General features: G+C 64.9%; 22 protein-coding genes and 1 riboswitch. Of the genes, 14 read left to right on the top strand and 8 right to left on the bottom strand.

Going from position 1 to position 22,362, the window contains the following annotated elements; translation table 11 throughout:
- The first annotated feature begins 1 nt into the window (after position 1).
- A complete protein-coding gene (locus ACVMIM_RS25560; protein WP_476115281.1) occupies positions 2-769 on the top strand; it encodes a cobalt-precorrin-6A reductase in 768 nt (255 codons plus the stop codon).
- Here ACVMIM_RS25560 and ACVMIM_RS25555 read toward each other — a convergent pair.
- The 8 genes from ACVMIM_RS25555 to ACVMIM_RS25520 all read right to left on the bottom strand — a co-directional run bounded on the left by ACVMIM_RS25555 (position 733) and on the right by ACVMIM_RS25520 (position 10,671).
- Complete coding sequence (locus ACVMIM_RS25555) at positions 733-1,497, bottom strand: precorrin-3B C(17)-methyltransferase (protein ID WP_040999098.1); 765 nt, start codon at positions 1,495-1,497, stop codon at positions 733-735. The genes ACVMIM_RS25560 and ACVMIM_RS25555 overlap by 37 nt on opposite strands.
- Positions 1,494-2,252: a precorrin-2 C(20)-methyltransferase gene (locus ACVMIM_RS25550; protein ID WP_476115279.1), complete on the bottom strand. Its 759-nt coding sequence runs from the start codon at positions 2,250-2,252 to the stop codon at positions 1,494-1,496. Before ACVMIM_RS25550 ends, ACVMIM_RS25555 begins: the two co-directional genes overlap by 4 nt.
- A complete protein-coding gene (locus ACVMIM_RS25545) occupies positions 2,249-2,881 on the bottom strand; it encodes a precorrin-8X methylmutase (protein WP_476115277.1) in 633 nt (210 codons plus the stop codon). Before ACVMIM_RS25545 ends, ACVMIM_RS25550 begins: the two co-directional genes overlap by 4 nt.
- Positions 2,882-4,375 (bottom strand): precorrin-3B synthase, encoded by a 1,494-nt coding sequence (gene cobG / locus ACVMIM_RS25540; RefSeq protein ID WP_476115276.1) that lies wholly within the window; start codon positions 4,373-4,375, stop codon positions 2,882-2,884. It abuts the gene before it with no gap.
- On the bottom strand, positions 4,372-7,716 hold the full coding sequence (gene cobN / locus ACVMIM_RS25535) for a cobaltochelatase subunit CobN (RefSeq protein ID WP_476115274.1): 3,345 nt from the start codon (positions 7,714-7,716) through the stop codon (positions 4,372-4,374). The genes cobG and cobN overlap by 4 nt, the downstream gene beginning before the upstream one ends.
- 18 nt (positions 7,717-7,734) lie before the next feature.
- Positions 7,735-8,772: a cobalamin biosynthesis protein CobW gene (cobW, locus tag ACVMIM_RS25530; RefSeq protein ID WP_476115272.1), complete on the bottom strand. Its 1,038-nt coding sequence runs from the start codon at positions 8,770-8,772 to the stop codon at positions 7,735-7,737.
- 1 nt (position 8,773) lies between these two features.
- Positions 8,774-9,199 (bottom strand): DUF1636 family protein, encoded by a 426-nt coding sequence (locus ACVMIM_RS25525; RefSeq protein ID WP_476115271.1) that lies wholly within the window; start codon positions 9,197-9,199, stop codon positions 8,774-8,776.
- 40 nt (positions 9,200-9,239) lie between these two features.
- Positions 9,240-9,442, bottom strand: a riboswitch (cobalamin riboswitch).
- 29 nt (positions 9,443-9,471) lie between these two features.
- Complete coding sequence (locus ACVMIM_RS25520) at positions 9,472-10,671, bottom strand: winged helix-turn-helix domain-containing protein (RefSeq protein ID WP_476115269.1); 1,200 nt, start codon at positions 10,669-10,671, stop codon at positions 9,472-9,474.
- Positions 10,672-11,005: 334 nt separating this feature from the next.
- On the opposite strand from ACVMIM_RS25520, the gene ACVMIM_RS25515 reads away from it, so the two are divergent.
- The 13 genes from ACVMIM_RS25515 (at position 11,006) to nuoK (ending at position 22,356) form a co-directional block, all read left to right on the top strand.
- On the top strand, positions 11,006-11,371 hold the full coding sequence (locus ACVMIM_RS25515) for an NADH-quinone oxidoreductase subunit A (protein ID WP_040982049.1): 366 nt from the start codon (positions 11,006-11,008) through the stop codon (positions 11,369-11,371).
- Positions 11,362-11,943, top strand: a complete 582-nt coding sequence (locus ACVMIM_RS25510; RefSeq protein ID WP_015317338.1) for a NuoB/complex I 20 kDa subunit family protein — start codon at positions 11,362-11,364, stop codon at positions 11,941-11,943. Before ACVMIM_RS25515 ends, ACVMIM_RS25510 begins: the two co-directional genes overlap by 10 nt.
- A gap of 4 nt (positions 11,944-11,947) precedes the next feature.
- Positions 11,948-12,553: an NADH-quinone oxidoreductase subunit C gene (locus ACVMIM_RS25505; RefSeq protein ID WP_476115267.1), complete on the top strand. Its 606-nt coding sequence runs from the start codon at positions 11,948-11,950 to the stop codon at positions 12,551-12,553.
- A gap of 9 nt (positions 12,554-12,562) precedes the next feature.
- Positions 12,563-13,753, top strand: a complete 1,191-nt coding sequence (locus tag ACVMIM_RS25500; RefSeq protein ID WP_040999123.1) for an NADH-quinone oxidoreductase subunit D — start codon at positions 12,563-12,565, stop codon at positions 13,751-13,753.
- Positions 13,753-14,160 (top strand): hypothetical protein, encoded by a 408-nt coding sequence (locus ACVMIM_RS25495; RefSeq protein ID WP_476115265.1) that lies wholly within the window; start codon positions 13,753-13,755, stop codon positions 14,158-14,160. The genes ACVMIM_RS25500 and ACVMIM_RS25495 overlap by 1 nt, the downstream gene beginning before the upstream one ends.
- Positions 14,161-14,212: 52 nt before the next feature.
- The gene (locus ACVMIM_RS25490) at positions 14,213-15,532 is read left to right on the top strand and encodes an NADH-quinone oxidoreductase subunit E (RefSeq protein ID WP_476115263.1); all 1,320 of its coding nucleotides are present in this window, start codon (positions 14,213-14,215) and stop codon (positions 15,530-15,532) included.
- A 10-nt stretch (positions 15,533-15,542) separates the two neighbouring features.
- Positions 15,543-16,847 (top strand): NADH-quinone oxidoreductase subunit NuoF, encoded by a 1,305-nt coding sequence (gene nuoF, locus ACVMIM_RS25485; protein WP_040999127.1) that lies wholly within the window; start codon positions 15,543-15,545, stop codon positions 16,845-16,847.
- A gap of 74 nt (positions 16,848-16,921) precedes the next feature.
- A complete protein-coding gene (locus ACVMIM_RS25480; RefSeq protein WP_476115261.1) occupies positions 16,922-17,605 on the top strand; it encodes an NADH-ubiquinone dehydrogenase in 684 nt (227 codons plus the stop codon).
- Positions 17,606-17,679: 74 nt separating this feature from the next.
- On the top strand, positions 17,680-19,761 hold the full coding sequence (gene nuoG / locus ACVMIM_RS25475; protein ID WP_476115260.1) for an NADH-quinone oxidoreductase subunit NuoG: 2,082 nt from the start codon (positions 17,680-17,682) through the stop codon (positions 19,759-19,761).
- Between the two features lie 2 nt (positions 19,762-19,763).
- Complete coding sequence (nuoH, locus tag ACVMIM_RS25470) at positions 19,764-20,807, top strand: NADH-quinone oxidoreductase subunit NuoH (protein ID WP_040999133.1); 1,044 nt, start codon at positions 19,764-19,766, stop codon at positions 20,805-20,807.
- The gene (gene nuoI / locus ACVMIM_RS25465; protein ID WP_040982026.1) at positions 20,807-21,298 is read left to right on the top strand and encodes an NADH-quinone oxidoreductase subunit NuoI; all 492 of its coding nucleotides are present in this window, start codon (positions 20,807-20,809) and stop codon (positions 21,296-21,298) included. Before nuoH ends, nuoI begins: the two co-directional genes overlap by 1 nt.
- A gap of 127 nt (positions 21,299-21,425) precedes the next feature.
- The gene (locus tag ACVMIM_RS25460; RefSeq protein ID WP_476115258.1) at positions 21,426-22,046 is read left to right on the top strand and encodes an NADH-quinone oxidoreductase subunit J; all 621 of its coding nucleotides are present in this window, start codon (positions 21,426-21,428) and stop codon (positions 22,044-22,046) included.
- Between the two features lies 1 nt (position 22,047).
- A complete protein-coding gene (gene nuoK, locus ACVMIM_RS25455) occupies positions 22,048-22,356 on the top strand; it encodes an NADH-quinone oxidoreductase subunit NuoK (protein WP_040982022.1) in 309 nt (102 codons plus the stop codon).
- The last annotated feature ends 6 nt before the right edge of the window (positions 22,357-22,362 follow it).

The following is a 22,362-nucleotide window of genomic DNA, read 5'->3' as shown; positions in this document are numbered from 1 at the left end:
GATGACCCACCGTATCCTGATCCTCGGCGGAACGACCGAAGCCCGACAACTGGCCGGGAAGCTCGCCCGTCGCGCGGAATTCTCGGTCACGCTCTCGCTTGCCGGCCGCACCGAAAGCCCGGTCGCGCAAGGCGTGCCGGTGCGTGTCGGTGGCTTTGGCGGCGCCGAAGGGCTGGCCGCTTATCTTCGCGAAGAACACGTCGATCTGCTGATCGACGCCACGCATCCATACGCCGCGCGTATCTCCGCCAATGCCGCTGAAGCCGCCACGAAAACCGGCGTGCCGATCCTCGCGCTGCGGCGTCCTGGATGGGAGCCCGTGGCCGGCGATCGCTGGATCCTGGTCGACAATGTCACGGAGGCGGCGAAGGCGCTTGGCGAGGCGCCGCGCCGCGTATTCCTGGCGATCGGCCGGCAGGAGGCCGGCGCGTTCGAGGCCGCGCCCCAACACAGTTACCTGATCCGCAGCGTCGATCCGGTCGAGCCGAAACTCGCCGTGCCGGATGCGCTCTACCTGCTGGCGCGCGGACCGTTCCCGGAGGCGGACGAGCGGGCGCTGCTCGAGAAATACGGGATCGACGCGATCGTTTCCAAAAACAGCGGCGGCGAGGCGACCTATGGCAAGATCGCCGCGGCGCGGGCGCTCGGCATCGAAGTGGTCATGATCCGCCGACCGCCTTTGCCGGACATTCCTTCCGCCGAAACCGTCGATGCACTGGCGGCAAAGGTCGATCATTTTTTCGACCCCGTTGCCGAACGCGGCGTGTAGACCAGGGCGGGCTTTTCACCGCGCTTGATGATGCGGGTTTCGGGCGAGCCGATGATGACGCAGGTCGACATGTCGGCCTTTGCCGCATCCGCGTCCGCCAGCAGAAAGACTTCGATGCGCTCGTCGGGCCGGCCGGCGGCGCGGCCGAAGATCACCGGCGTGGTGCCGGGCAGGATCGCCTTCAGGCATTCGAAGGCGCGGCCGAGCTGCCAGGGGCGGGCCTTGCTGATCGGGTTATAAAGCGCGATGACGAAGCCGGCTCCGGCCGCCGCCAGTAACCGCAGCTCGATCAGGTCCCAAGGCTTCAGGTTGTCCGACAGCGAGATAGCGCAGAAATCATGGCCGAGCGGCGCGCCGATCCGGGCGGCGACCGCAAGCATGGCGGTGACGCCAGGGACGACTGAGACGTCAATGGTGCGCCATTCAGCCGGGCCCGCTTCGATCGCTTCGCAGACGGCTGCCGCCATGGCGAAGACGCCGGGATCGCCGCCGGAAACGACAGCCACGCTGTGGCCCTCAGCGGCTTTCGCCAGCGCTTCGTTGGAGCGGGCGAGCTCTTCGCGATTGTCGGAGGCGATGCGCGTCTGATCCGGCCGCAGCTCAAGCCGGTCGAGATAGGGCTTGTAGCCATAGAAGAAGGAAGCCTCGGCGACGGCATTGGCAGCCTGCGGCGTGACCTGGTCGGCATTGCCGGGCCCGAGACCGATGACGGCGAGGCGACCGCTCATGTCTTTGCTCCGAGGGCTCCCGGGCGGCCCGACCAGCCGGCGACCAGCACGATGGCGAAATAGGGCGCCTTCTCGTCCGGCTTTTCGGCGAGCCGCATCGAGACGCTGCCCGGCATGGTGCCGCGCTCGACATAGATGGCCTTGGCCAGCTTGCCGGTGGCTTCCAGCGCACGCCTGATCTTCGGCAGGTTGCGGCCGACCTTCATGATGACGGCGGCATCGGTGTCGGCGAGGCGACGGGTCAGCTCGAACTCGCTCATCGTGCCGGGCAGCACGGTCAGCACGTCGTCGCCCTGGACGATCGGCAGGCCGGTCTGCGACCAGCAGCCGGACATGGCGCTGATGCCGGGAATGACTTCGGTCGGGAAACGGTGCGCCAAGCGCACATGCAGATGCATGTAGGAGCCATAAAAGAGCGGATCGCCTTCCGACAGCACCGCCACCATCCTGCCGGCGCCGAGATGCTCGGCAACCTGCTCGGCCGACTGTTCGTAGAAATCGGTGATCTGCGCGCGGTACTCGTCGTGATCTTTGTCGATCTCGGTGGTCACCGGATAGAGCAGCGGCAGCTCCACCATATCCGGCCGGAAGCGCGCCTCGACGATGGCGCGCGCATTGCTGTTGTTGCCGCGCTTGGCGAAATAAGCGACGACATCGGCCTCGGCCAGCGCGCGCGCGGCCTTCAGCGTCAGAAGTTCGGGGTCGCCGGGGCCGGTGCCGACACCGACCAAACGGCCTTTTACAATCGCGTTCACAGGCCCGGCCTCGCCAACGAATTGAGCGCCGCCGCTGTCATGGCGCTGCCGCCCAGCCGGCCGCGCACGATGGCGTAGGGCACGCCATAGGAATTTTCCGCCAGCGCATCCTTGGATTCGGCGGCGCCGACGAAGCCGACCGGCATGCCGATGATCGCTGCCGGCTTCGGTGCACCATCGCGCAGCTTTTCAAGCAGATAGAACAGCGCGGTCGGCGCGTTGCCGATGGCGACGATCGATTCGGCCATGCGCTCTCCCCAGAGGTCGATCGCGGCGGCCGAGCGGGTGTTGCCGATTTTCTTGGCGATGTCATGCGTGCGTGGGTCGCGCAGCGTGCAGATCACCTCGTTGCCGGCCGGCAAGCGGGCGCGGGTGACGCCGTGCGCCACCATCTCGGCATCGCAGAAGATCGGCGCGCCGGCGGCAAGCGCCGCGCGCGCTGCGGTCACGAAACCGTCTGAGAAGACAAAATGGCTGGCGGCTTCGACCTGGCCGCAGGCATGGATCATGCGGATCGCGACATCGGCCTCCGCTTCCGAGAAGCGAGACAGGTCCGCCTCGGCGCGGATGATGGCGAAAGAGCGCTCGTAGATCGCCATTCCGTCATGGATATAGTCGTAGGCGGCCATTCACTGGTTCCGTCGATAGAGTTCGGCGATGCCTGCAGCGCCAAGCCTTGCCAGGCAGGCGGCGGCGGTTTCGCCCTGATGTCGTTCGTCGCGGATCGCGGCAAGAATGCCGGCGACCCCGCGCGCGGCGTCATAGCCCGGCCTGTACGCGGCAGGAAGGGCCTTTGCCGTCCCGTCCACGACAAGTCCGGCTCCGTTTTCGTCGCCGACCAGAGTGAGCGCCGCCGCGCCGGGATGCGCGCAGCCCTTGGCGCAGCCGGAGATGTGCAGGGTCAGCGAGGCGTCGTGGAGGTCGGGGTTTTGTTTCGCAATGGTTTCGGCGATGGCGCGCGTGGCGATACGGCCGGAGGCGCAGGCCGGCGTGCCGGGGCAGGCGGCGATGCGGGTGCGCGGATCGCTGGGGGAAGTGACAAAGCCGAGGGTAACCGCGGAGGCTTGGAGTGCAGAGGCGGCGGAAGGGGTGAGGCCGAGGAAAAGTAGGGCGCGGCCGGGGGCCAGGCGGATTTCGGTGGCGCCGAGGTTTGCGGCTTCAATGGCGAGGTCGATGAGGTTTTGAGCGGGCATGCTGCCGTAGGGCAGGGCAATGCCGAGGGCGTGGCCTTCGGTTAGGTTAAGGAGGCCGATCGGTGGGCGATGGCGTTCCACGGCGCGCCCCTCTGTCCTGCCGGACATCTCCCCCTCTAGAGGGGAGATCAGGCCGGCGCGGCCGCTTTCGCCAATCGCCGAGGTCGGAACATGCGAGTTCGCTGCAGAGCGGGAGCCGGCGGTAAAGCTGCGAATCTCCCCCACAGAGGGGGAGATGTCCGGCAGGACAGAGGGGGGCGCGAAGGAATGCCAACCTGCGAGAGAGGCCAATTGCCGCTCCGACAGGTCGCGCGTATGCGCCTCCCGGCCCTTTTCCGCGACCATCCTGAGCGCCGCCACAGCAATGTCGCGTGCAGCATCAGCATCGACCGTCGCGAGCGGCTTTGCACTGCGCGCGTCGCCGGCAACCGACACGCTCCACTGGACGCCCGCATCGGCCCTCACCGCCTTCAGCCTTACATCGGCCGTCAACAGGTCCATCGTCAGCTGCCCGCCACCGTCGACAACCACCGACACCTTCGGCCCCAGCCGTGCCGTCAGCCCAGCCTCCTCGATCGCCGCCCTGATCCGTTCCGCCAATGGGCGCGGATCGGCAATCTCCTCTGGGTCGATCCCCGCCAACGGCCCAATTTCAACCGGCACGCTGCTCCGCACGTCAATGCCCAGGGCGTCCACTTCCGCCGCCAGCAGCCTGGCGCTTTCGGTCGTCAAACCCCGAATCTGCAGGCTGCCGCGCGCCGTTACCTCCATGATGCCGTTGCCGTGGCGCAGAGCGGATTCGCCGAGTCCGATCAGCGACATCGGGACCAGTCCCCCTGCGACCGGGTTGAGCCGCACCAAAAGCCCGTCGCCGGTCCGCATCGGGGCGCTGAGGGCAGGGCAGGCGCCGCGCCGCGAAAACGCGATCATGCCGCCACCCCGCTTGCCTCAGCCTCGGCGATCAGGGCTGCGAGGTCATCGTCGATGGAGTTCCTGAGCGGATGCCAGAGGCCGCGCCGCCGCGCCGCCAGAAAACGTTCGGCGATGACCTTGGCAGCCGCCGGATTCTCGCGCAGCAAGAAGGCGCGGACTTCGGCGTCGCCAACATAGGCGTCGTGTACCGCCTCGATCAGCGTGCCGGAAATGGCGTGCGTGGTCTCGGCGAAGCCGACCAGGCGGTCGACCGTCTCGGCGAATTCGGAGGCGCCACGAGGGCCATGCCGCATCTGGCCGGCGATGAAGCGCGGGTTGACCGCGCGGGCGCGTACCACGCGCGACACCGCTTCGCCGACCGAACGCGGCTTCGGCTTCTTCGGGTCGGTCGTGTCGAGCACGATGACATCCGCGTTGCGGCCAAGCGCGGCAAGAGCGGCCGAAAAGCCGCCGATGAAGGCGACGTCGGCCGAGCCTTCGAGGATATCGCGGCCGGGGTCGTCGCCGGTATGGACGAGGAGATCGGCTTCGGCGATGCGGTCCTCGAAGGCGCCTGGCGCCAAAATCGCTTCGCCGTCGGCCCCGCCATAGGCATGCGAGGTGGCCTCCAGATAGGCGCGGCCGATCTCTTCGCGCACGCCCCATTCGCCGCGCGACAGCAAATCCTCGACGCCGGCGCCATAGGTGCCGGGCGAAGTGCCGAAAATGCGCGGCTCGATCTTGCCTTGGGCACGGGTGGCTGCGGCAAGCGGGTTTTCCGAATCGTCTTCGTCGCGGCCGGCGACGGCGTTGGCGGCTGCATCGATCAGCGCGATCTGGGTCGGGAACATGTCGCGGAACAGGCCGGAAATGCGCCAGGTAACGTCGACGCGCGGGCGGCCGAGCGTGGCCGGCGGCAGCACCTCGATGCCGGTGACGCGACCGGTCGCGGCATCCCATTGCGGCCGGCAGCCCATCAGCGCCAGGCCTTGCGCGATCTCCTCGCCGCCGGTGCGCAACGAGGCCGAGCCCCAGAGGTCGATGACCAGCGAGCGCGGCCAGTCGCCATGGCCCTGCATGTAGCTGCGCACCACTTCCTCTGCTGCAGCCTGGCCGAGATCATAGGCGGTCGGCGTCGGCATGGTGCGGGGATCGGACGTGAAGAGATTGCGGCCGGTGGGCAGCACGTCGGAACGGCCGCGCGCCGGCGCGCCGGCCGGGCCGGCCTTGACATGGCGGCCCTCGAGCGCGGCGAGCAGGGCTGTCCGTTCAGTGTCGGCGCTCTGCCGGCGCAGCGGATCGGCCTCGTCTTCCGGTGCGCGGCCATAGACATGCAGCCCGTCCTTCACCGCGAAATCCTTGAGATCGCAGAGCCAGGCGTCGATGCGGCGCAGCGCTTCGTCGGGCTGGTCTGTCTTCGCTACGCCGGCTTCCGAGGCAAGCCCGGTTTTCCGTGCCGTCTCGACGATCAGCTTTGCCAGTCGGTCGCGGCGGCGGCGGTCGAGGCCGTCGGCCTGGGCGTATTCGTCGACCAGGCGCTCGAGTTTCTGCTGTGCCTCGTCGAGCCCGGCTCCGGTCAGTGGCGGAGGCAGATGGCCGAGCGTGACGGCCGAGATGCGGCGCTTGGCCTGCGCCGCCTCGCCGGGATTGGAGACGATGAAAGGATAGATGACCGGCAGCGAGCCGGTGACGATCTCGGGAAAGCAGGTGTCGGAAAGCGCGACCGTCTTGCCCGGCAGCCATTCCAGCGTGCCATGCGCGCCGACATGGATGATGGCATGGACGCCGAGCGATTTCTGCAGCCAGAGGCCGAAGGCGATCAGCTCGTGGCGCGGGGGCAGCGTCGGGTCATGGTAATCGGCGCGGCGGTCGGCGGAGCGTCCGCGATCGGGGGCGAGCGCTACGGTGATGTTGCCGAAGGTTGCGGCGCGGAAGGGGAAGTGGGAACTTATCCCTTCTGCCTTGCCCCACGCGGCCTCTACTGCATCGCGCGCTGCCCTCGGCAGTTCGGCCGAAAAGGCGGAGTAGTCCTCTATGGAGAGGCCAAGCCCACTCACCTCCAGCCCATCCAGCAATTCCCGCGGCGATTGCGGAATCCGTTCAACCGCATAGCCCTGTTCCTTCAGGTCCTGCAGCATGGCGAGAACGCTTGACGGCACATCCAGGCCAACGGCGTAGCCCGTTCGTCCAGGCGCGCTCGGATAGTCGGGAATCAGGATCGCCAGCTTGCGCTTTGCTCGCTCGGTCCGTCGCAGGTGAATGAATGCCGCGATCCGCCTGGCCACCTGCGCCACGCGGTCGGCTTTCGGCTGGTTGACGAAAGCGCGGAAGGCGAGTGCAGCGTCGGTTTCGACCTCGCCCTTGAAGGAGATCGCGCCGGCGAGGATGCGGCCGTCGAGCTCGGGCAGGACGACGTGCATGGCGAGATCGGCGGGCGCCAGGCCGCGCTGGTTTTTCTCCCAGACCTCGCGTTTCGTCGTGGCGACGATGACCTGGAAGACGGGCACGCCGGCGCGGTCGAAGAGGGTTTCGGCGCCGGGCTCGGCGCCGGAGGCAAAGGCCGTGGCGGTGACGATCGCCGATGGGTTCAGCGAGTTGATGGCTTTCTCGACGAAGGCCAGGGATGCCAGGTCCTTCAGGCTGGAGACGAAGATCGGCACCGGGGCTAGGCCTTGCGAGCGCAGGGCTTCAGCGAGTGTGTCGATCGGCGCTATGTCTGCCGCGAGCAGCATGGAGCGGTAGAAGAGGATGGGGACGACGGCAAAATTGTCGGCGCCGAGTTCCGTCACAGGCTTTTCTACGACACCAACTCCCGGCTGATAATACCCAGCCTTGGGCACGCTGACCGGCTCGGCCACAGCCGCGTCAGCCCCTGCAAGCCGTGCCAGCCTTTGCACCAGTGCCGACATGTTTGCCGGGCCGCCTTCTCGGAAATAGCCGAGCAGGGCGTCGAGTTCGGCGCGCGGCAGGGTCGAGGCTTCGATCAGGCGCTGGTCCTCGTCATGGCTTTCGCCCGGCAGCAGCGCCAGCTTGATATCCCGCTCGCGTGTGACCGCGGCGAGCTGGTCGCAGCCATAGCGCCACCAGTCATAACCGCCCAGGATGCGGACGAGCACCACTTTGGCGTGACGGGCAACGCTGTCGATCCATAGGTCCACCGACATCGGGTGGCGAAGGTCGCGCAGCGCCGCCAGCCGCATGGACGGCAGCCGCGCCGCATCGGCCTTCCAGGCGGCGGCCAAGCCGGCGAGATCGCTGTCGGTGAAGGACAGCGCCACGACATCTGCAGGCTTCTGCCTGAGGTCGATCGGCTCGGCGAGATCGTCGAGCGAAGCGGATGACGTGGTGAGGATATGCATCGCTTTTTCGTGTTGGTATCAGCCCGCGAGAATACGCTCGATCGCCGGGCGGTTCAGCCCCTTGAGGCCGATGACGACCAGCCGCGAGCGGCGATCGTCCTCGGCTGTCCAGGCGCGGTCGTAATAGTGGTTGACGCGCGGGCCGACCGCTTGCAGCAAAAGCCGCATCGGCTTGCCGCCGACCTCGACGAAGCCTTTGACGCGCAGCACGTTCTCCTGCTCGGCGGCAAGGGCGACGCGCTTGGCCAGTTCATCGGGATTGGCGACCGACGGGATGTCGATAACGAAGGAATCGAAATCGTCGTGCTCATGGTCGAGCTCGTCGTCGTGATGGGTCTTGCGGTTTTCGATGTCGTCCTCCACCGCAAGGCCAAGACCGAGCAGCACGGAGGGGTCGACCTTGCCCTGGGCGGTCGGCACCACCTTGACGGCGCGCGCCACATGCTCGCCGATGACGGCATTGGCGCGCTCGGAGCCTGCCGCATCCATCAAATCGCTCTTCGATAAGATGATCAGGTCGGCGCAGGCGATCTGGTCCTCGAACACTTCTTCGACCGGGTCGTCATGGTCGAGGGAATCGTCGGCTGCGCGCTGCGCCTGCAGCGCGTCCATGTCGGAGGCGACGCGGCCGTCGGCCAATGCCGGGCCGTCGACCACGGCTACGACGCCGTCGACGGTGACGCGGCTCTTTACCGTCGGCCACTGGAAGGCCTGCACCAGCGGCTTCGGCAGAGCGAGGCCGGAGGTCTCGATCAGGATGTGGTCGACCTTCGGCGTGCGCGACAGGATTTGGTCAAGGGCAGGGACGAAATCGTCGGCGACGGTGCAGCAGATGCAGCCATTAGCGAGCTCGACGATGTTTTCCTCCGGACAGGCATCGACGCCGCAACCTTTAAGGATCTCGCCGTCGATGCCGACATCGCCGAACTCGTTGACGATGATCGCCAGCCGCTTGCCCCTGGCGTTTTCGAGCAAGTTGCGGATCAGCGTCGTCTTGCCGGCGCCGAGAAAGCCGGTGACGACGGTGCAGGGAACACGGGAAACGGAAGCGTTCATGTCAGTCCTTCAGCATGTCGAGGGGAGGGATGCGGGCAACCAGGCCGCGCTTGAGGGAATCGGGTCGGCCGCGCCAAGGGATCAGGCCGTCGGTCGAGGTAGCGAAGAGCTTTGCGCCGGCGACGAGATCGGCGCCGCTGGTCGTCTCCAGATCGCCGAAGACGTAACTCCAGCAGCCGTCGCGCAGCAGCGCTGCGCTTAGCCGGCGCTTGCAGTTGCCAAGGCATTCGACGGTGCGGATGTTGATCTTTTCGCCGGAAGCCGCCCGGCGCGTGCCCTCGGCCAGCAGCGCGCCGGCGCGCGGATGCGCGTCCGAGCCGGTCTCGTCACGGCAAGAGGAGCAGACGATGACGGTCACGCCGGCCAGCGCGTCGGGCTCGAACGAAATGTCCGAACTGTTTGCCGGGAAACTGCCGTTGCGATCCAAAACCAGGCTCCTTGCCCGGAAAACCCGCCGGGCATTCGGATACTTAAAGTCTCAGACGGCAGGTCTCCTGGCTCGCGGGTCGTTGCCTCAGATGCCGCCTTCCCGGGAACGTCCCAGTGGTTTTCGGCCAAGGCTCGTCGCTTACAGTTGCGGGGACAGCCGCGGATTTGGGTTTTGACCCGCACCGCATTCCCTCTTGGCTCCTCCCTTTGCCGGGAGAAGACCGTCTGCGGCGGATTTAGGCTTACGGCTAGGCGCCTGTCAACGCGCGGCTACGACACCTTGATGTCGGTCAGCGCCGGTCCGAGGTCGCCGGCCGGCGTCACTTCGATCGCCTCGAGGCCGAGCCAGGCCTGCATCTGCTTCAGTTCATCGAAAAGCTGGGCGGCGGTTTCGGGCGGCGCGCCTGCTTCGGCATAGGCGGCATGGACGCGCAGGACGCTCGCCGGCCGATCAGCCCTCAGATCGACACGGGCGACAATCCGGTCGCCAAGCAGGAAGGGCAGCACGTAATAGCCGTATTGGCGCTTTTCGGCCGGCGTGTAGATCTCGATGCGGTAGCGGAAGCCGAACAGCTTTTCGGTGCGCGTGCGTTCGAAAACCACGGGATCGAAGGGGGCGAGTAGGGCCCGCGCCTCTATCCGGCGCGGAACACGGGCGTCCTTGTGGAGATAGGCAGGCTTGTCCCAGCTCTCGACCTTCACCGGCAGCAATTCGCCGGTTTCGACCAGTTCCTCGATGCGGTCTTTCGTGTCTCCCGGCGCGAGACGGAAATAGTCGCGCAGGTCGCTATAGGTGGCGACGCCGTGGGCACGTGCCGAGATGCGCAGCAATTCGCGATGCGCGTCCTCGACCGACGGTACGGGGAGGTCGAGCACCGCCTGCGGCAAAACGCGCTCGGGCAGGTCGTAATAGCGTTCGAAGCCGCGCCGGTAGGCGGTGGTGATGCGTCCGGCCCAGAACAGCCATTCGAAAGCGTGCTTGGCCTCGCTCCAGCCCCACCAGCCGCCATTGCCCTTATGGCCCTCGATGTCGGAAGCGGCGATAGGCCCGCGATCGGCGACCTCTCTATATATCTCGTCTATCATTTCCTTGCGCTCACGGCCCCATTTGGCAAGGCCGAGATACATCTCGTCACCCTGCTCGGCGCGCTGCATGCGCCAGCGCATCAAAGGATAGGTCTCGACAGGCAGGAACGACGCCTCATGCGCCCAATATTCAAAGACGGAGCGCTTGCGGGTGACAGCGGCATTGTCGAGCAGCGTAAGCGGGTAGGGGCCGAGGCGCGAATAGAGCGGCATATAATGCGCGCGCACCACCGCGCTCACGGAATCGATCTGCAACAGGCCGGTCCGCGAAAGCACACGCGCAAGGTGCCGGCGATCCGGAACTCCTGCGGGGCGAGGGTCGTTGAACCCTTGTGCGCCGAGCGCAATGCGCCTCGCCATGGCGAGCGAGATTTTCTCCTTCATCAGGTATCCTTGCCCCGATCGTCCGTTGGTTTTTTAGCCGATGATTCCGGCGATGCTAGCAGGCAAATGGCGGCAGATGTGTCAGGAGAGAAAAGTGGAGTAAAAAGTGAAGGAAATCAAACAGGAGCGGATCGGACCAGTTTCTTCCGATAAGGCGTCCAGGGCGGCGATTTGAACAAGGTTTGACTTGCGTCACCGAAACCGCTGCGCTAACCCTCGCCGCGTTGCAGCATGGGCCCGTTAAAACGGTTCAGCGGTTAATCTGTCACGCTTCCGCATTAGAGTTCGTTGCTGTAATCAACATGAGCTACCCCCGCCGAAGGAAAGCCGCCGCATGAGCGCACTCCTGAGTTCGTACCTGCCTATCGTGCTGTTCATCGCCGTGGCGATGATCGTCGGTCTGGCGCTTATCGTCGCACCCTTCCTGGTGGCCTACCGCAATCCCGATCCGGAAAAGCTTTCCGCCTATGAATGCGGGTTCAACTCGTTCGACGACGCCCGCATGAAATTCGACATTCGCTTCTATCTGGTGTCGATCCTGTTCATCATCTTCGATCTCGAGGTCGCCTTCCTGTTCCCGTGGGCGGTGTCCTTCTCGAAGCTCGGCATGCTCGGCTTCTGGTCGATGATGGTGTTTCTGGCGGTGCTGACCATCGGCTTTGCCTATGAATGGAAAAAAGGAGCGCTGGAATGGGATTGAACGACAGTTCAGGCACCCTCGTCGCGCCGAAGCCCAAGGGCATCATCGATCCCAATACCGGCAGGCCGGTGGGGGAGGACGATCCCTTCTTCCTCGAAATCAACAATGAGCTCGCCGACAAGGGTTTCCTTGTCACCTCGACCGAAGCGCTGATCACCTGGGCGCGCAGCGGCTCGCTGATGTTCATGACCTTCGGTCTCGCCTGCTGCGCGGTCGAGATGATCCACACCTCGATGCCGCGCTATGACTCGGAGCGGTTCGGCGTCGCGCCGCGCGCGTCTCCGCGCCAGTCCGACATCATGATCGTCGCCGGCACGCTGACCAACAAGATGGCGCCGGCGCTGCGCAAGGTCTACGACCAGATGCCGGAGCCGCGCTACGTCATCTCGATGGGCTCCTGCGCCAATGGCGGCGGCTACTACCACTATTCCTATTCGGTGGTGCGCGGCTGCGACCGCGTCGTGCCCGTAGACATCTATGTGCCCGGCTGCCCGCCGAGCGCCGAAGCGCTGCTCTACGGCATTCTCCTTCTGCAGAAGAAGATCCGCCGCACCGGCACGATCGAACGGTGAGCCAATGACCCTGGCGTTGAACGAACTCTCCACCTATCTCGGCGAGAAGCTCTCCGGCCGCATTGGCGAAGCCGTGCTTGCCTATGGCGAGCTGACAGTCTCCGTCGACCCGGGCAATCTGATCGAGGTGGCGACCTTCCTGCGCGACGATCCGCGCTGCCAGTTCATCTCGATCATCGACATTTGCGGCGCTGACTACCCCTCGCGCGCCAAGCGCTTCGATGTCGTCTACCACCTTCTGTCGCCGAAGCAGAATGTGCGCATCCGCCTCAAGTTGCAGGCCGACGAGGAAACGCTGGTGCCGTCGCTGACCGCCGTCTATCCAGGTGCCGACTGGTATGAGCGCGAGACGTATGACCTTTACGGCGTGCTGTTTAGCGGCCATCCGGATCTGCGCCGCATTCTCACCGATTACGGCTTCGAGGGGCACCCGCTGCGCAAGGATTTCCCGCTGACCGGCTTCGTCGAGGTGCGCTACGACGACGAGGCCAAGCGCGTGATCTACGAGCCGGTCGAGCTCAAGCAGGAATTCCGCAATTTCGATTTTCTTTCTCCTTGGGAAGGGACGGACTACGTCCTGCCCGGGGATGAAAAAGCCAAGACGAATTGAGGCGCCGCGATGGCTGAAACCTCCGTCCGCAATTTCAACATTAACTTTGGGCCTCAACACCCTGCCGCGCACGGTGTTTTGAGGTTGGTTCTCGAGCTGGACGGCGAAGTTGTCGACCGCGTCGATCCGCATATCGGTCTGCTCCACCGCGGCACCGAGAAGCTGATCGAGGCCAAGACCTATCTGCAGGCCGTGCCCTATCTCGACCGGCTCGACTATTGCGCGCCGATGAACCAGGAGCATGCCTTCGCGCTCGCGGCCGAGCGGCTGCTCGGCATCGAGGTGCCGAAGCGCGGCCAGCTGATCCGCGTGCTCTATTCCGAAATGGGCCGCATCATGTCGCACATTCTCAATGTGACGACGCAGGCGATGGATGTCGGCGCGCTGACCCCGCCGCTGTGGGGCTTCGTCGAGCGCGAAAAGCTGATGGTGTTCTACGAGCGCGCCTCGGGCTCACGTATGCATGCGGCCTATTTCCGGCCGGGCGGCGTCCACCAGGACCTGCCGCAGAAGCTGGTCGAGGATATCGGTAAGTGGATCGACCCGTTCCTGAAGTCGATCGACGATCTTGACGCCCTGCTCACGCCCAACCGCATCTTCAAGCAGCGCAATGTCGATATCGGCACGGTGTCGCTGGCCGACGCTTGGGCCTGGGGCTTTTCGGGCGTGATGGTGCGCGGCTCGGGCGCGGCCTGGGACCTGCGCAAGGCGCAGCCCTATGAATGCTATTCCGAGATGGATTTCGACATCCCGGTCGGCAAGAACGGTGACTGCTACGACCGTTACCTTGTGCGCATGGAAGAGATGCGCCAGTCGGCCAGGATCATGCGCCAGTGCGTCGATCTTCTGCTCGGCAAGGAAAGCGCCGGCCCGGTGTCGAACCTCGACGGCAAGGTGGTGCCGCCGAAGCGCGCGGCGATGAAGCGTTCGATGGAAGCGCTGATCCATCACTTCAAGCTCTATACCGAGGGCTATCGCGTGCCGGCCGGCGAGGTCTACGCGGCCGTCGAAGCGCCGAAAGGCGAATTCGGCGTCTATCTGGTCTCCGACGGCACCAACAAGCCGTATCGCTGCAAGCTGCGCGCGCCTGGTTTCGCGCATCTGCAAGCCATGGATTTCCTGTGCCGCGGCCACATGCTGGCCGACGTCACCGCCGTGCTTGGCTCCCTCGATATCGTGTTCGGGGAGGTCGATCGGTAATGCGGCAGGTGATTGCAGCTTTGTCGCTTACTGCAATAGCCGGTCAATCGGCCCTTGCAGCCGATTGCCCTGCGTCGGTAACGTCTTTGGAATTGGCAAAGAAGCACTACAAGCTGCACTACGTCACTTTGAACATGCGCGACAGTGCGACTAGTGACCAAGCTGTTGTCGACGCGTTCTATTTCGGGGATGCGTCCTGCGAATATCGCTTTATGGCGCCGCAGGATGCGACATTTACCAAAGCCGAGATTTCTGAAGCCGCGCTCAATCGGCGGGGGTTCAAAAAACTTGCCAAGAAGCTGGGTGATCAAGCGGGTGTTTCTCCTGCCGTCATGACAAATTCGCCGACCTTTCAGTGCTTCGACAACCAGTCGAAAGTTTGCAAGGAGGCGGCGGCTCGGCAATGACACCGTTTCCTGACTCCCGCCCTTTCGACTGCTACAACAGAGTTCAAACCTAATGTCAGTCCGCCGTCTTGCAGAAGCCAGCCTCCAGCCAGCCTCGTTCGCCTTCAACAAGGAGAACGCGGCGGCGGCTGAGCAGTGGATCGCCAAATATCCGAAGGGGCGCGAGCAGTCCGCCATCATCCCCTTGCTGATGCTGGCGCAGGAACAGGAAGGCTGGGTTACCAAGGCGGCGATCGAGACGATCTCGGACATGCTCGGCATGCCGCGCATACGCGGCCTCGAGGTCGCGACCTTCTACACGCAGTACCAGCTCAATCCGGTCGGCACGCGCGCCCATATCCAGGTCTGCGGCACTACGCCCTGCATGCTGCGCGGCTCGGAAGCGCTGATGGATGTGTGCCGGTCGAAGATCCATCACGACCAGTTCCATACCAACGACAAGGGCACGCTGTCGTGGGAGGAGGTCGAATGCCTCGGCGCCTGCGTCAACGCGCCGATGGTCATGATCTTCAAGGACACATTCGAAGACCTGACGCCCGAGCGGCTGGCCGAGATCATCGATCTTTATGACGCGGGCAAGGGCGCCGAGGTGAAACCCGGTCCGCAGAACGGCCGTCACGGGTCCGAGCCGGCCGATGGCTTGAAGACGCTGACAAATGAAAAGGCGATCCTGAAGTCGACGCGCGACAAGGAAGCCAAGGCGGCCGCGAAGGCTGCCAAGGATGCCGCCGCCGCGGCGCCGGCTGCTGCTCCTGCTGCAACCTCACAGCCTGCCGCGGCCCCGGCACCCGCTGCTCCGGCCGCCTCGGGTCCGGTTGCACCGTCAAAATCCAGCAAGCCGAAGACTCACGCGGCTGAAACCAGCCCGGCGCTGAACACGCCGTCGCCGGTCAAGGTCGCTCCGGCCACCGAGAACGGCGCCAGCGTCAGGGCGCCGCGGCATTCGGCCGCCAACGCCAATCAAGCTTCTCCGGAAGTCGAGGCCGTTTCCAAGCCGCGCAGCGGGCCGAAGACGAAAGCTGAACCGGTCGCGGCCTTCAAGGCTCCGGAAACCAAGCAGCCCGTCGCCAAAACGGCGAAGCCTTCGCTGGAGGACAAGAACCGTCCGGCCGGCATCGAGCGCCCGGCTACCGTCGACGATCTCAAGCTGATCTCCGGCGTCGGCCCGAAAATAGAAGGCATTTTGCACTCGCTTGGCATCTACACCTTCGCGCAGGTCGCCGGCTGGAAGAAGGCCGAGCGCGAATGGGTCGACGGCTATCTCAATTTCCGCGGCCGTATCGAGCGTGACGACTGGGTGAAGCAGGCCAAGGCGCTCGCCAAGGGCGGCGTTGCCGAATACATCCGCGTCTTCGGCAAGAAGCCGGTCTGAGGGACGAAAAATGCTTCAGGACAAAGACCGCATCTTCACCAACATCTACGGCCTGTTCGACAAGTCGCTGGCCGGCGCTCAGTCGCGCGGCATCTGGGACGACACGCCCGGTCTCATTGCCAAGGGCCGCGACTGGATCGTCAACGAGATGAAGGCGTCGGGGCTGCGCGGGCGCGGCGGCGCCGGCTTCCCGACCGGGCTGAAGTGGTCGTTCATGCCCAAGCAGAGCGACGGGCGCCCGAGCTATCTGGTCATCAATGCCGACGAATCCGAGCCCGGCACCTGCAAGGACCGCGACATCCTGCGCAACGATCCGCACACGCTGGTCGAAGGCGCGCTGGTTGCCGGCTTCGCCATGGGCGCGGTCGCCGCCTATATCTATGTGCGCGGCGAGTTCATCCGCGAGCGCGAGGCGCTGCAGCGCGCCATCGACGAGGCTTATGCGGCCAGGCTGATCGGCAAGAACAACACGTCCGGCTACGACTTCGACGTCTACATGCATCACGGCGCAGGCGCTTATATCTGCGGCGAGGAGACGGCGCTGCTCGAAAGCCTCGAGGGCAAGAAGGGCCAGCCGCGGCTGAAGCCGCCATTCCCGGCCAATGTCGGCCTTTATGGCTGCCCGACCACGGTCAACAATGTCGAATCGATCGCGGTGGCGCCGACCATCCTGCGCCGAGGCGCCGCCTGGTTCTCGTCCTTCGGCCGCCCGAACAATGCCGGCACCAAGCTGTTCTGCGTGTCCGGCCACGTCAACAATCCGTGCACTTTTGAAGAAGCGATGTCGATCCCGTTCCGGGAGCTGATCGAAACGCATTGCGGCGGCATCCGCGGCGGTTGGGACAATCTTCTGGCGGTGATTCCGGGCGGTGCTTCGGTGCCGTTGGTGCCGGCCGAGCAGATCATGGACGCGCCGATGGATTTCGACGCGCTGCGCGACCTCAAATCCGGCCTCGGCACGGCGGCCGTCATCGTCATGGACAAGTCGACGGATATCGTGAAGGCGATCGCCAGGCTGTCCTACTTCTACAAGCATGAGAGCTGCGGCCAGTGCACGCCGTGCCGCGAAGGCACCGGCTGGATGTGGCGGGTGATGGAGCGGCTGGTGCGCGGCGAGGCGCAGAAGCGCGAGATCGACATGTTGCTCGACGTCACCAAGCAGGTCGAGGGTCACACGATCTGCGCGCTGGGCGACGCGGCGGCTTGGCCGATCCAGGGCCTGATGCGGCATTTCCGTGGCGAGGTGGAACGCCGCATCGACGAGTTTTCGCGCAACGCGCACCGGGTCGAGCCGGTGATGGTGGCGGCGGAATAAGACTTCGAAATACGGGCTTGGCCCGAGACTGAAAGCAGGGGCGGGGCATACGAGGAAACGACCAGGAGCTCTCTATGGCGCCGTATTCGATACCCTATCCGTTCATGCCTGATTTGGACCAACTCGAGAAGATGAACCAAGACCTGACCAAGATGATGCCGAAGGAGATGGTCAGCGCCGTCAACCTTCTGGCGCATCCGGTCGCGGGCGCCGCGGCTATGTCGGCGCTCGGCATCGGTCTTGCCAACCATGCCGTCGGCATGTGGATGGGCGCCTTCACCGGCGCGCTGGAGGCCTCGCAGCGCATGTTCCAGCCTTTCCTCGACGACCTCGATGCGCAGAGCGAAGCGGCCGCCAACGCCACCAAGGCGCGCAAGGCGACCGAGACGCTGATCGCCAGGGCGCAGACCTTCGCCAGGGACGTAACCGACATTGGGGCGAACGCGACCGAGAAGGCGCTCGACGCGACCGGATCCGGTCTCGTTGCCCAACCGGCCGCGACCGGGCTGATGCCAGAGGATTTCAGGCAGCCGAAGGCAATTGACAGGCCGGCGAAGCCGTCGGACCTGAAGGCTATTTCAGGAATCGGGCCGAAGCTGGAGAAGGTGCTCAACGGTCTTGGCATCTGGACCTATGGCCAGATCGCCGCCTGGACGTCGGAAGAGATCGCCTGGGTGGAAGATTATCTGTCGCTCGCCGGCCGCATCGGTCGCGACGACTGGACCGCCCAGGCCGCGGCGCTCGCCGCGAAGAAGTGAATTGAAATGCCCGGCGCGGCTTGAGCCGCGCCCGGAAAGATAGATTGCGGGATATCCGCAGAGGTTTGAGGCGAATGGCAAAGCTAAAGGTCGACGGGAAAGAGATCACGGTACCCGACCATTACACGCTGCTGCAGGCGGCCGAGGACGCCGGCGCGGAAGTGCCGCGCTTCTGCTTCCATGAGCGGCTGTCCATCGCCGGCAATTGCCGCATGTGCCTGATCGAGGTGAAGGGCGGCCCGCCCAAGCCGCAGGCGTCCTGCGCCATGGGCGTACGCGACCTGCGCCCCGGCCCGAATGGCGAGCCGCCGGAAATCTTCACCAACACGCCGATGGTCAAGAAGGCCCGCGAAGGCGTGATGGAATTCCTGCTGATCAATCATCCGCTGGACTGCCCGATCTGCGACCAGGGCGGCGAATGCGACCTGCAGGACCAGGCGATGGCCTTCGGCGTCGATTCCTCGCGCTACCACGAAAACAAGCGCGCGGTCGAAGACAAGTATATCGGCCCGCTGGTTAAGACGGTGATGAACCGCTGCATCCACTGCACGCGCTGCGTCCGCTTCACCACCGAGGTCGCCGGCATCTCCGAACTCGGCCTGATCGGCCGCGGCGAGGATGCCGAGATCACCACCTATCTCGAGCAGGCGATGACGTCGGAGCTGCAGGGCAATGTCATCGATCTGTGCCCCGTCGGCGCGCTGACGTCCAAGCCGTTCGCCTTCCAGGCACGGCCATGGGAGCTGACCAAGACGGAATCGATCGACGTCATGGACGCCGTCGGCTCAGCGATCCGCGTCGACTCCAGAGGCCGCGAGGTGATGCGCATCCTGCCGCGCGTCAACGAGGCGGTGAACGAGGAGTGGATCTCCGACAAGACCCGCTTCATCTGGGACGGCCTGCGCACGCAGCGCCTCGACCGCCCCTATGTGCGCAAGGAGGGCAAGCTCGCCCCGGCAAGCTGGGCCGAAGCCTTCGCAGCGATCAAGGAACAGATATCGAAGACGGCCCCGGAGCGGATCGGCGCGATCGCCGGCGACCTCGCCGCGGTCGAGGAGATCTACGCGCTCAAGCTCTTGATGGCGGCGCTCGGCTCGAAGAACATCGACTGCCGCCAGGATGGCGCAGCGCTCGATCCCTCGCTCGGCCGCGCCAGCTACATCTTCAATCCGACCATCGAGGGCATCGAGCAGGCGGACGCGGTGCTGATCATCGGCGCCAATCCACGCTTCGAGGCCTCGGTGCTCAACGCCCGCATCCGCAAGCGCTGGCGCGTCGGCAATCTGCCGGTCGGCGTCATCGGCGAGATCGGCGACACGCGCTACGATTATGAGCTGATCGGCGCCGGCCCGGAATCGCTCAGGGATCTCGGCGACGGCAATGGCAAATTCTTCGAGGTGCTGAGCAAGGCCACGCATCCGCTGATCATCGTCGGCCAGGGCGCGCTGGCGCGCACGGACGGCGCGGCGGTGCTCGGCCAGGCGGCAAGGCTCGCGGCCGCCGTCAATGCAGTCACGGCCGAATGGAACGGCTTTGCGGTGCTGCACAACGCAGCGGCCCGGGTCGGCGGCCTCGATGTTGGCTTCGTGCCGGGCGAGGGCGGCAAGGACGTCGCCGGCATGCTGGGCGACACCGATGTGCTCTTCCTGCTCGGCGCCGACGAAATCGACATGGCCAAGACCGGCGGCGCCTTCGTCGTCTATATCGGCACCCATGGCGATGCCGGCGCGCACCGCGCCAATGTCATCCTCCCGGCCGCGGCCTACACCGAGAAGTCCGGCACTTATGTCAATACAGAAGGCCGTGTGCAGCAGACCAACCGCGCCGGCTTTGCTCCGGGCGAGGCGCGCGAGGACTGGGCGATCCTGCGGGCGCTGTCGGATGTGCTCGGCAAGAAGCTGCCCTTCGATTCGCTGGCGCAGCTGCGCGCCAAGCTCTATGGCGAGTTCCCGCATCTCGCCCGCATCGACCAGGTGCAGGCGGGCAGCGCCGACGACGTCGCCAAGGCGGCGAAGCTCGGCGGCCGGCTGAACAAGGGCACCTTCACCTCGCCTGTGAAGGACTTCTATCTCACCAACCCGATCGCGCGGGCGTCGGCCGTGATGGCCGAATGCTCGGCGCTGGCCAAGAGCGGCTTCAAGCAGGCGGCAGAATAAGCATGGACACTTTCTTCTCCTTCTACGTGCTGCCGGCGCTGCTGATCCTTCTGAAGTCGGTCGTGCTGATCGTCGTGCTGCTGATCGGCGTCGCCTACCTGCTCTATGCCGACCGTAAGATATGGGCGGCGGTGCAACTGCGGCGCGGTCCGAACGTCGTCGGTCCGTGGGGAACGCTGCAGGCCTTCGCCGACCTTCTGAAATTCGTCTTCAAGGAGCCGGTGATCCCGTCGGGCGCCAACAAGGGCGTGTTCCTTCTGGCGCCGCTGGTGTCGGCGGTGCTGGCAATTTCGGCCTGGGCCGTGGTTCCGGTCAATGAGGGCTGGGCCATCGCCAACATCAATGTCGGCATCCTCTACGTCTTCGCCATCTCCTCGCTCGAGGTCTATGGCGTGATCATGGGCGGCTGGGCGTCCAACTCGAAATATCCGTTTCTCGGCGCGCTGCGCTCGGCCGCGCAGATGGTGTCCTACGAAGTCTCGATCGGCTTCGTCATCGTCACCGTGCTGCTCACCGTCGGCTCGCTTAACCTCTCCGATATCGTGATGTCGCAGCAGGACGGCCTCGGCACCAGGCTCGGCCTACCCAACACCTTCCTCGACTGGCATTGGCTTTCGCTGTTGCCGATGTTCGTGGTGTTCTTCATCTCCGCGCTTGCCGAGACGAACCGCCCGCCTTTCGACCTGGTGGAGGCGGAATCGGAACTCGTCGCCGGCCATATGGTCGAGTACTCGTCGACGCCGTTCCTGCTTTTCTTCCTCGGCGAGTATGTCGCCGTCGTCCTGATGTGCGCGCTGGCGACCATCCTGTTCCTCGGCGGCTGGCTGCCACCGTTCAATTTCGCGCCCTTCACCTGGATACCAGGCGTGATCTGGTTCGTGCTGAAGATCTGCCTGATGTTCTTCATGTTCTCGATGGTGAAGGCTTTTGTGCCGCGCTACCGCTACGACCAGCTGATGCGGCTGGGCTGGAAAGTGTTCCTGCCGATCTCGCTGTTCATGGTCGTCGCCACCGCGGCCTTCCTCAAGATCACGGGGTTTGCGTGATGTCCGCTCTGGCCCAGGCCGCAAAATCGCTGCTGCTGAAGGATTTCGTCAGCGCCTTCTTCCTTTCGATGCGCCAGTTCTTCGCGCCGAAGGAAACGATCAATTATCCGCATGAGAAGGGGCCGACCAGCCCGCGCTTCCGCGGCGAGCATGCGCTGCGCCGTTATCCGAATGGCGAGGAACGCTGCATCGCCTGCAAGCTGTGCGAGGCGATCTGCCCGGCGCAGGCCATCACCATTGAGGCCGGCCCGCGCCGCAATGACGGCACGCGTCGCACCGTGCGCTACGACATCGACATGGTGAAGTGCATCTATTGCGGCTTCTGCCAGGAAGCCTGCCCGGTCGACGCCATCGTCGAGGGGCCGAATTTCGAATTCGCGACCGAGACGCGCGAGGAGCTTTACTACAATAAGGAAAAGCTGCTCGCGAACGGCGATCGCTGGGAGCGTGAGCTGGCGCGCAACATCGCGCTGGATGCGCCCTATCGCTGACATTTGACGCATGGACGGGGCGAGGGGCCTCGTTTAAGGACAACGCAACTTTGCCAGCCGGAGGCGGCGGCGAACATCGAACGAGGGCGCCGAGCCCAATGTTCGGACAGGAACCCGGGGGAACCCCATGCTGAGTGGATTAGAGGCGGCCTTTTTCTACCTCTTCGCCTTTATCGCCGTGGCGTCGGCCTTCATGGTCATTTCGTCGCGCAACCCCGTGCATTCGGTGCTCTTCCTGATCCTCACCTTCTTCAACGCCGCCGGCCTGTTCATGCTGACCGGCGCCGAGTTCCTGGCGATGATCCTGCTCGTCGTCTATGTCGGCGCGGTGATGGTGCTGTTCCTGTTCGTCGTCATGATGCTCGATGTCGACTTCGCGGAGATGAAGCAGGGCGCCCTGCAATACGCGCCGATCGGCGCGCTGGTCGGGCTGATCCTGGCGGCGGAACTGATCATCGTGCTCGGCGGCTACACATTCGCGCCGCAGCTTGCCTCGACGGTCGCCAAGGCAATGCCGGATCTCGCCACGCGCTCCAACACGGCGGCGCTCGGCGACATCCTTTATACGGACTACCTCTATTATTTCCAGATTTCCGGCCTGGTGCTGCTGGTGGCGATGATCGGCGCCATCGTGCTGACGCTGCGCCACAAGGAGGGCGTCAAGCGGCAGTCGATCGCCGCGCAGGTCGCCCGCACGCCGGCGACGGGCATGGAAATCCGCAAGGTCAAATCGGGCGAGGGCATCTGAGATGGTCGTCGGCATTGCACATTACCTGACCGTATCGGCGATCCTGTTCACGCTAGGCGTGTTCGGCATCTTCCTCAACCGCCGCAACATCATCGTCATCCTGATGTCGGTCGAGCTCATCCTGCTTGCAGTCAACATCAATTTCGTCGCGTTCTCGGCGGCGCTGCATGACCTCGTCGGACAGGTGTTCGCCCTGTTCGTGCTGACGGTCGCGGCCGCGGAAGCCGCGATCGGTCTTGCCATTCTTGTCGTCTTCTTCCGCAACCGCGGCTCGATCGCGGTCGAAGACGTGAGCGCGATGAAGGGTTGACGGGAA

Source organism: Mesorhizobium sp. USDA 4413, from assembly GCF_056280365.1.
This window is presented reverse-complemented; position numbering and strand designations above follow the sequence as displayed.

What these genes read in the sequence shown, in the direction of transcription:
- ACVMIM_RS25500 (WP_040999123.1), top strand. Translation starts at nt 12,563, where the DNA reads ATGGCTGAAACCTCCGTCCGCAATTTCAACATTAACTTTGGGCCTCAA.
- nuoI (WP_040982026.1), top strand. Translation starts at nt 20,807, where the DNA reads ATGTCCGCTCTGGCCCAGGCCGCAAAATCGCTGCTGCTGAAGGATTTC.
- nuoK (WP_040982022.1), top strand. Translation starts at nt 22,048, where the DNA reads ATGGTCGTCGGCATTGCACATTACCTGACCGTATCGGCGATCCTGTTC.
- ACVMIM_RS25515 (WP_040982049.1), top strand. Translation starts at nt 11,006, where the DNA reads ATGAGCGCACTCCTGAGTTCGTACCTGCCTATCGTGCTGTTCATCGCC.
- ACVMIM_RS25505 (WP_476115267.1), top strand. Translation starts at nt 11,948, where the DNA reads ATGACCCTGGCGTTGAACGAACTCTCCACCTATCTCGGCGAGAAGCTC.
- nuoG (WP_476115260.1), top strand. Translation starts at nt 17,680, where the DNA reads ATGGCAAAGCTAAAGGTCGACGGGAAAGAGATCACGGTACCCGACCAT.
- cobW (WP_476115272.1), bottom strand. Translation starts at nt 8,772, where the DNA reads ATGAACGCTTCCGTTTCCCGTGTTCCCTGCACCGTCGTCACCGGCTTT.
- nuoF (WP_040999127.1), top strand. Translation starts at nt 15,543, where the DNA reads ATGCTTCAGGACAAAGACCGCATCTTCACCAACATCTACGGCCTGTTC.
- ACVMIM_RS25510 (WP_015317338.1), top strand. Translation starts at nt 11,362, where the DNA reads ATGGGATTGAACGACAGTTCAGGCACCCTCGTCGCGCCGAAGCCCAAG.
- ACVMIM_RS25495 (WP_476115265.1), top strand. Translation starts at nt 13,753, where the DNA reads ATGCGGCAGGTGATTGCAGCTTTGTCGCTTACTGCAATAGCCGGTCAA.
- ACVMIM_RS25560 (WP_476115281.1), top strand. Translation starts at nt 2, where the DNA reads ATGACCCACCGTATCCTGATCCTCGGCGGAACGACCGAAGCCCGACAA.
- ACVMIM_RS25490 (WP_476115263.1), top strand. Translation starts at nt 14,213, where the DNA reads ATGTCAGTCCGCCGTCTTGCAGAAGCCAGCCTCCAGCCAGCCTCGTTC.
- ACVMIM_RS25480 (WP_476115261.1), top strand. Translation starts at nt 16,922, where the DNA reads ATGGCGCCGTATTCGATACCCTATCCGTTCATGCCTGATTTGGACCAA.
- nuoH (WP_040999133.1), top strand. Translation starts at nt 19,764, where the DNA reads ATGGACACTTTCTTCTCCTTCTACGTGCTGCCGGCGCTGCTGATCCTT.
- ACVMIM_RS25520 (WP_476115269.1), bottom strand. Translation starts at nt 10,671, where the DNA reads ATGAAGGAGAAAATCTCGCTCGCCATGGCGAGGCGCATTGCGCTCGGC.
- ACVMIM_RS25460 (WP_476115258.1), top strand. Translation starts at nt 21,426, where the DNA reads ATGCTGAGTGGATTAGAGGCGGCCTTTTTCTACCTCTTCGCCTTTATC.
- cobN (WP_476115274.1), bottom strand. Translation starts at nt 7,716, where the DNA reads ATGCATATCCTCACCACGTCATCCGCTTCGCTCGACGATCTCGCCGAG.
- ACVMIM_RS25555 (WP_040999098.1), bottom strand. Translation starts at nt 1,497, where the DNA reads ATGAGCGGTCGCCTCGCCGTCATCGGTCTCGGGCCCGGCAATGCCGAC.
- cobG (WP_476115276.1), bottom strand. Translation starts at nt 4,375, where the DNA reads ATGATCGCGTTTTCGCGGCGCGGCGCCTGCCCTGCCCTCAGCGCCCCG.
- ACVMIM_RS25545 (WP_476115277.1), bottom strand. Translation starts at nt 2,881, where the DNA reads ATGGCCGCCTACGACTATATCCATGACGGAATGGCGATCTACGAGCGC.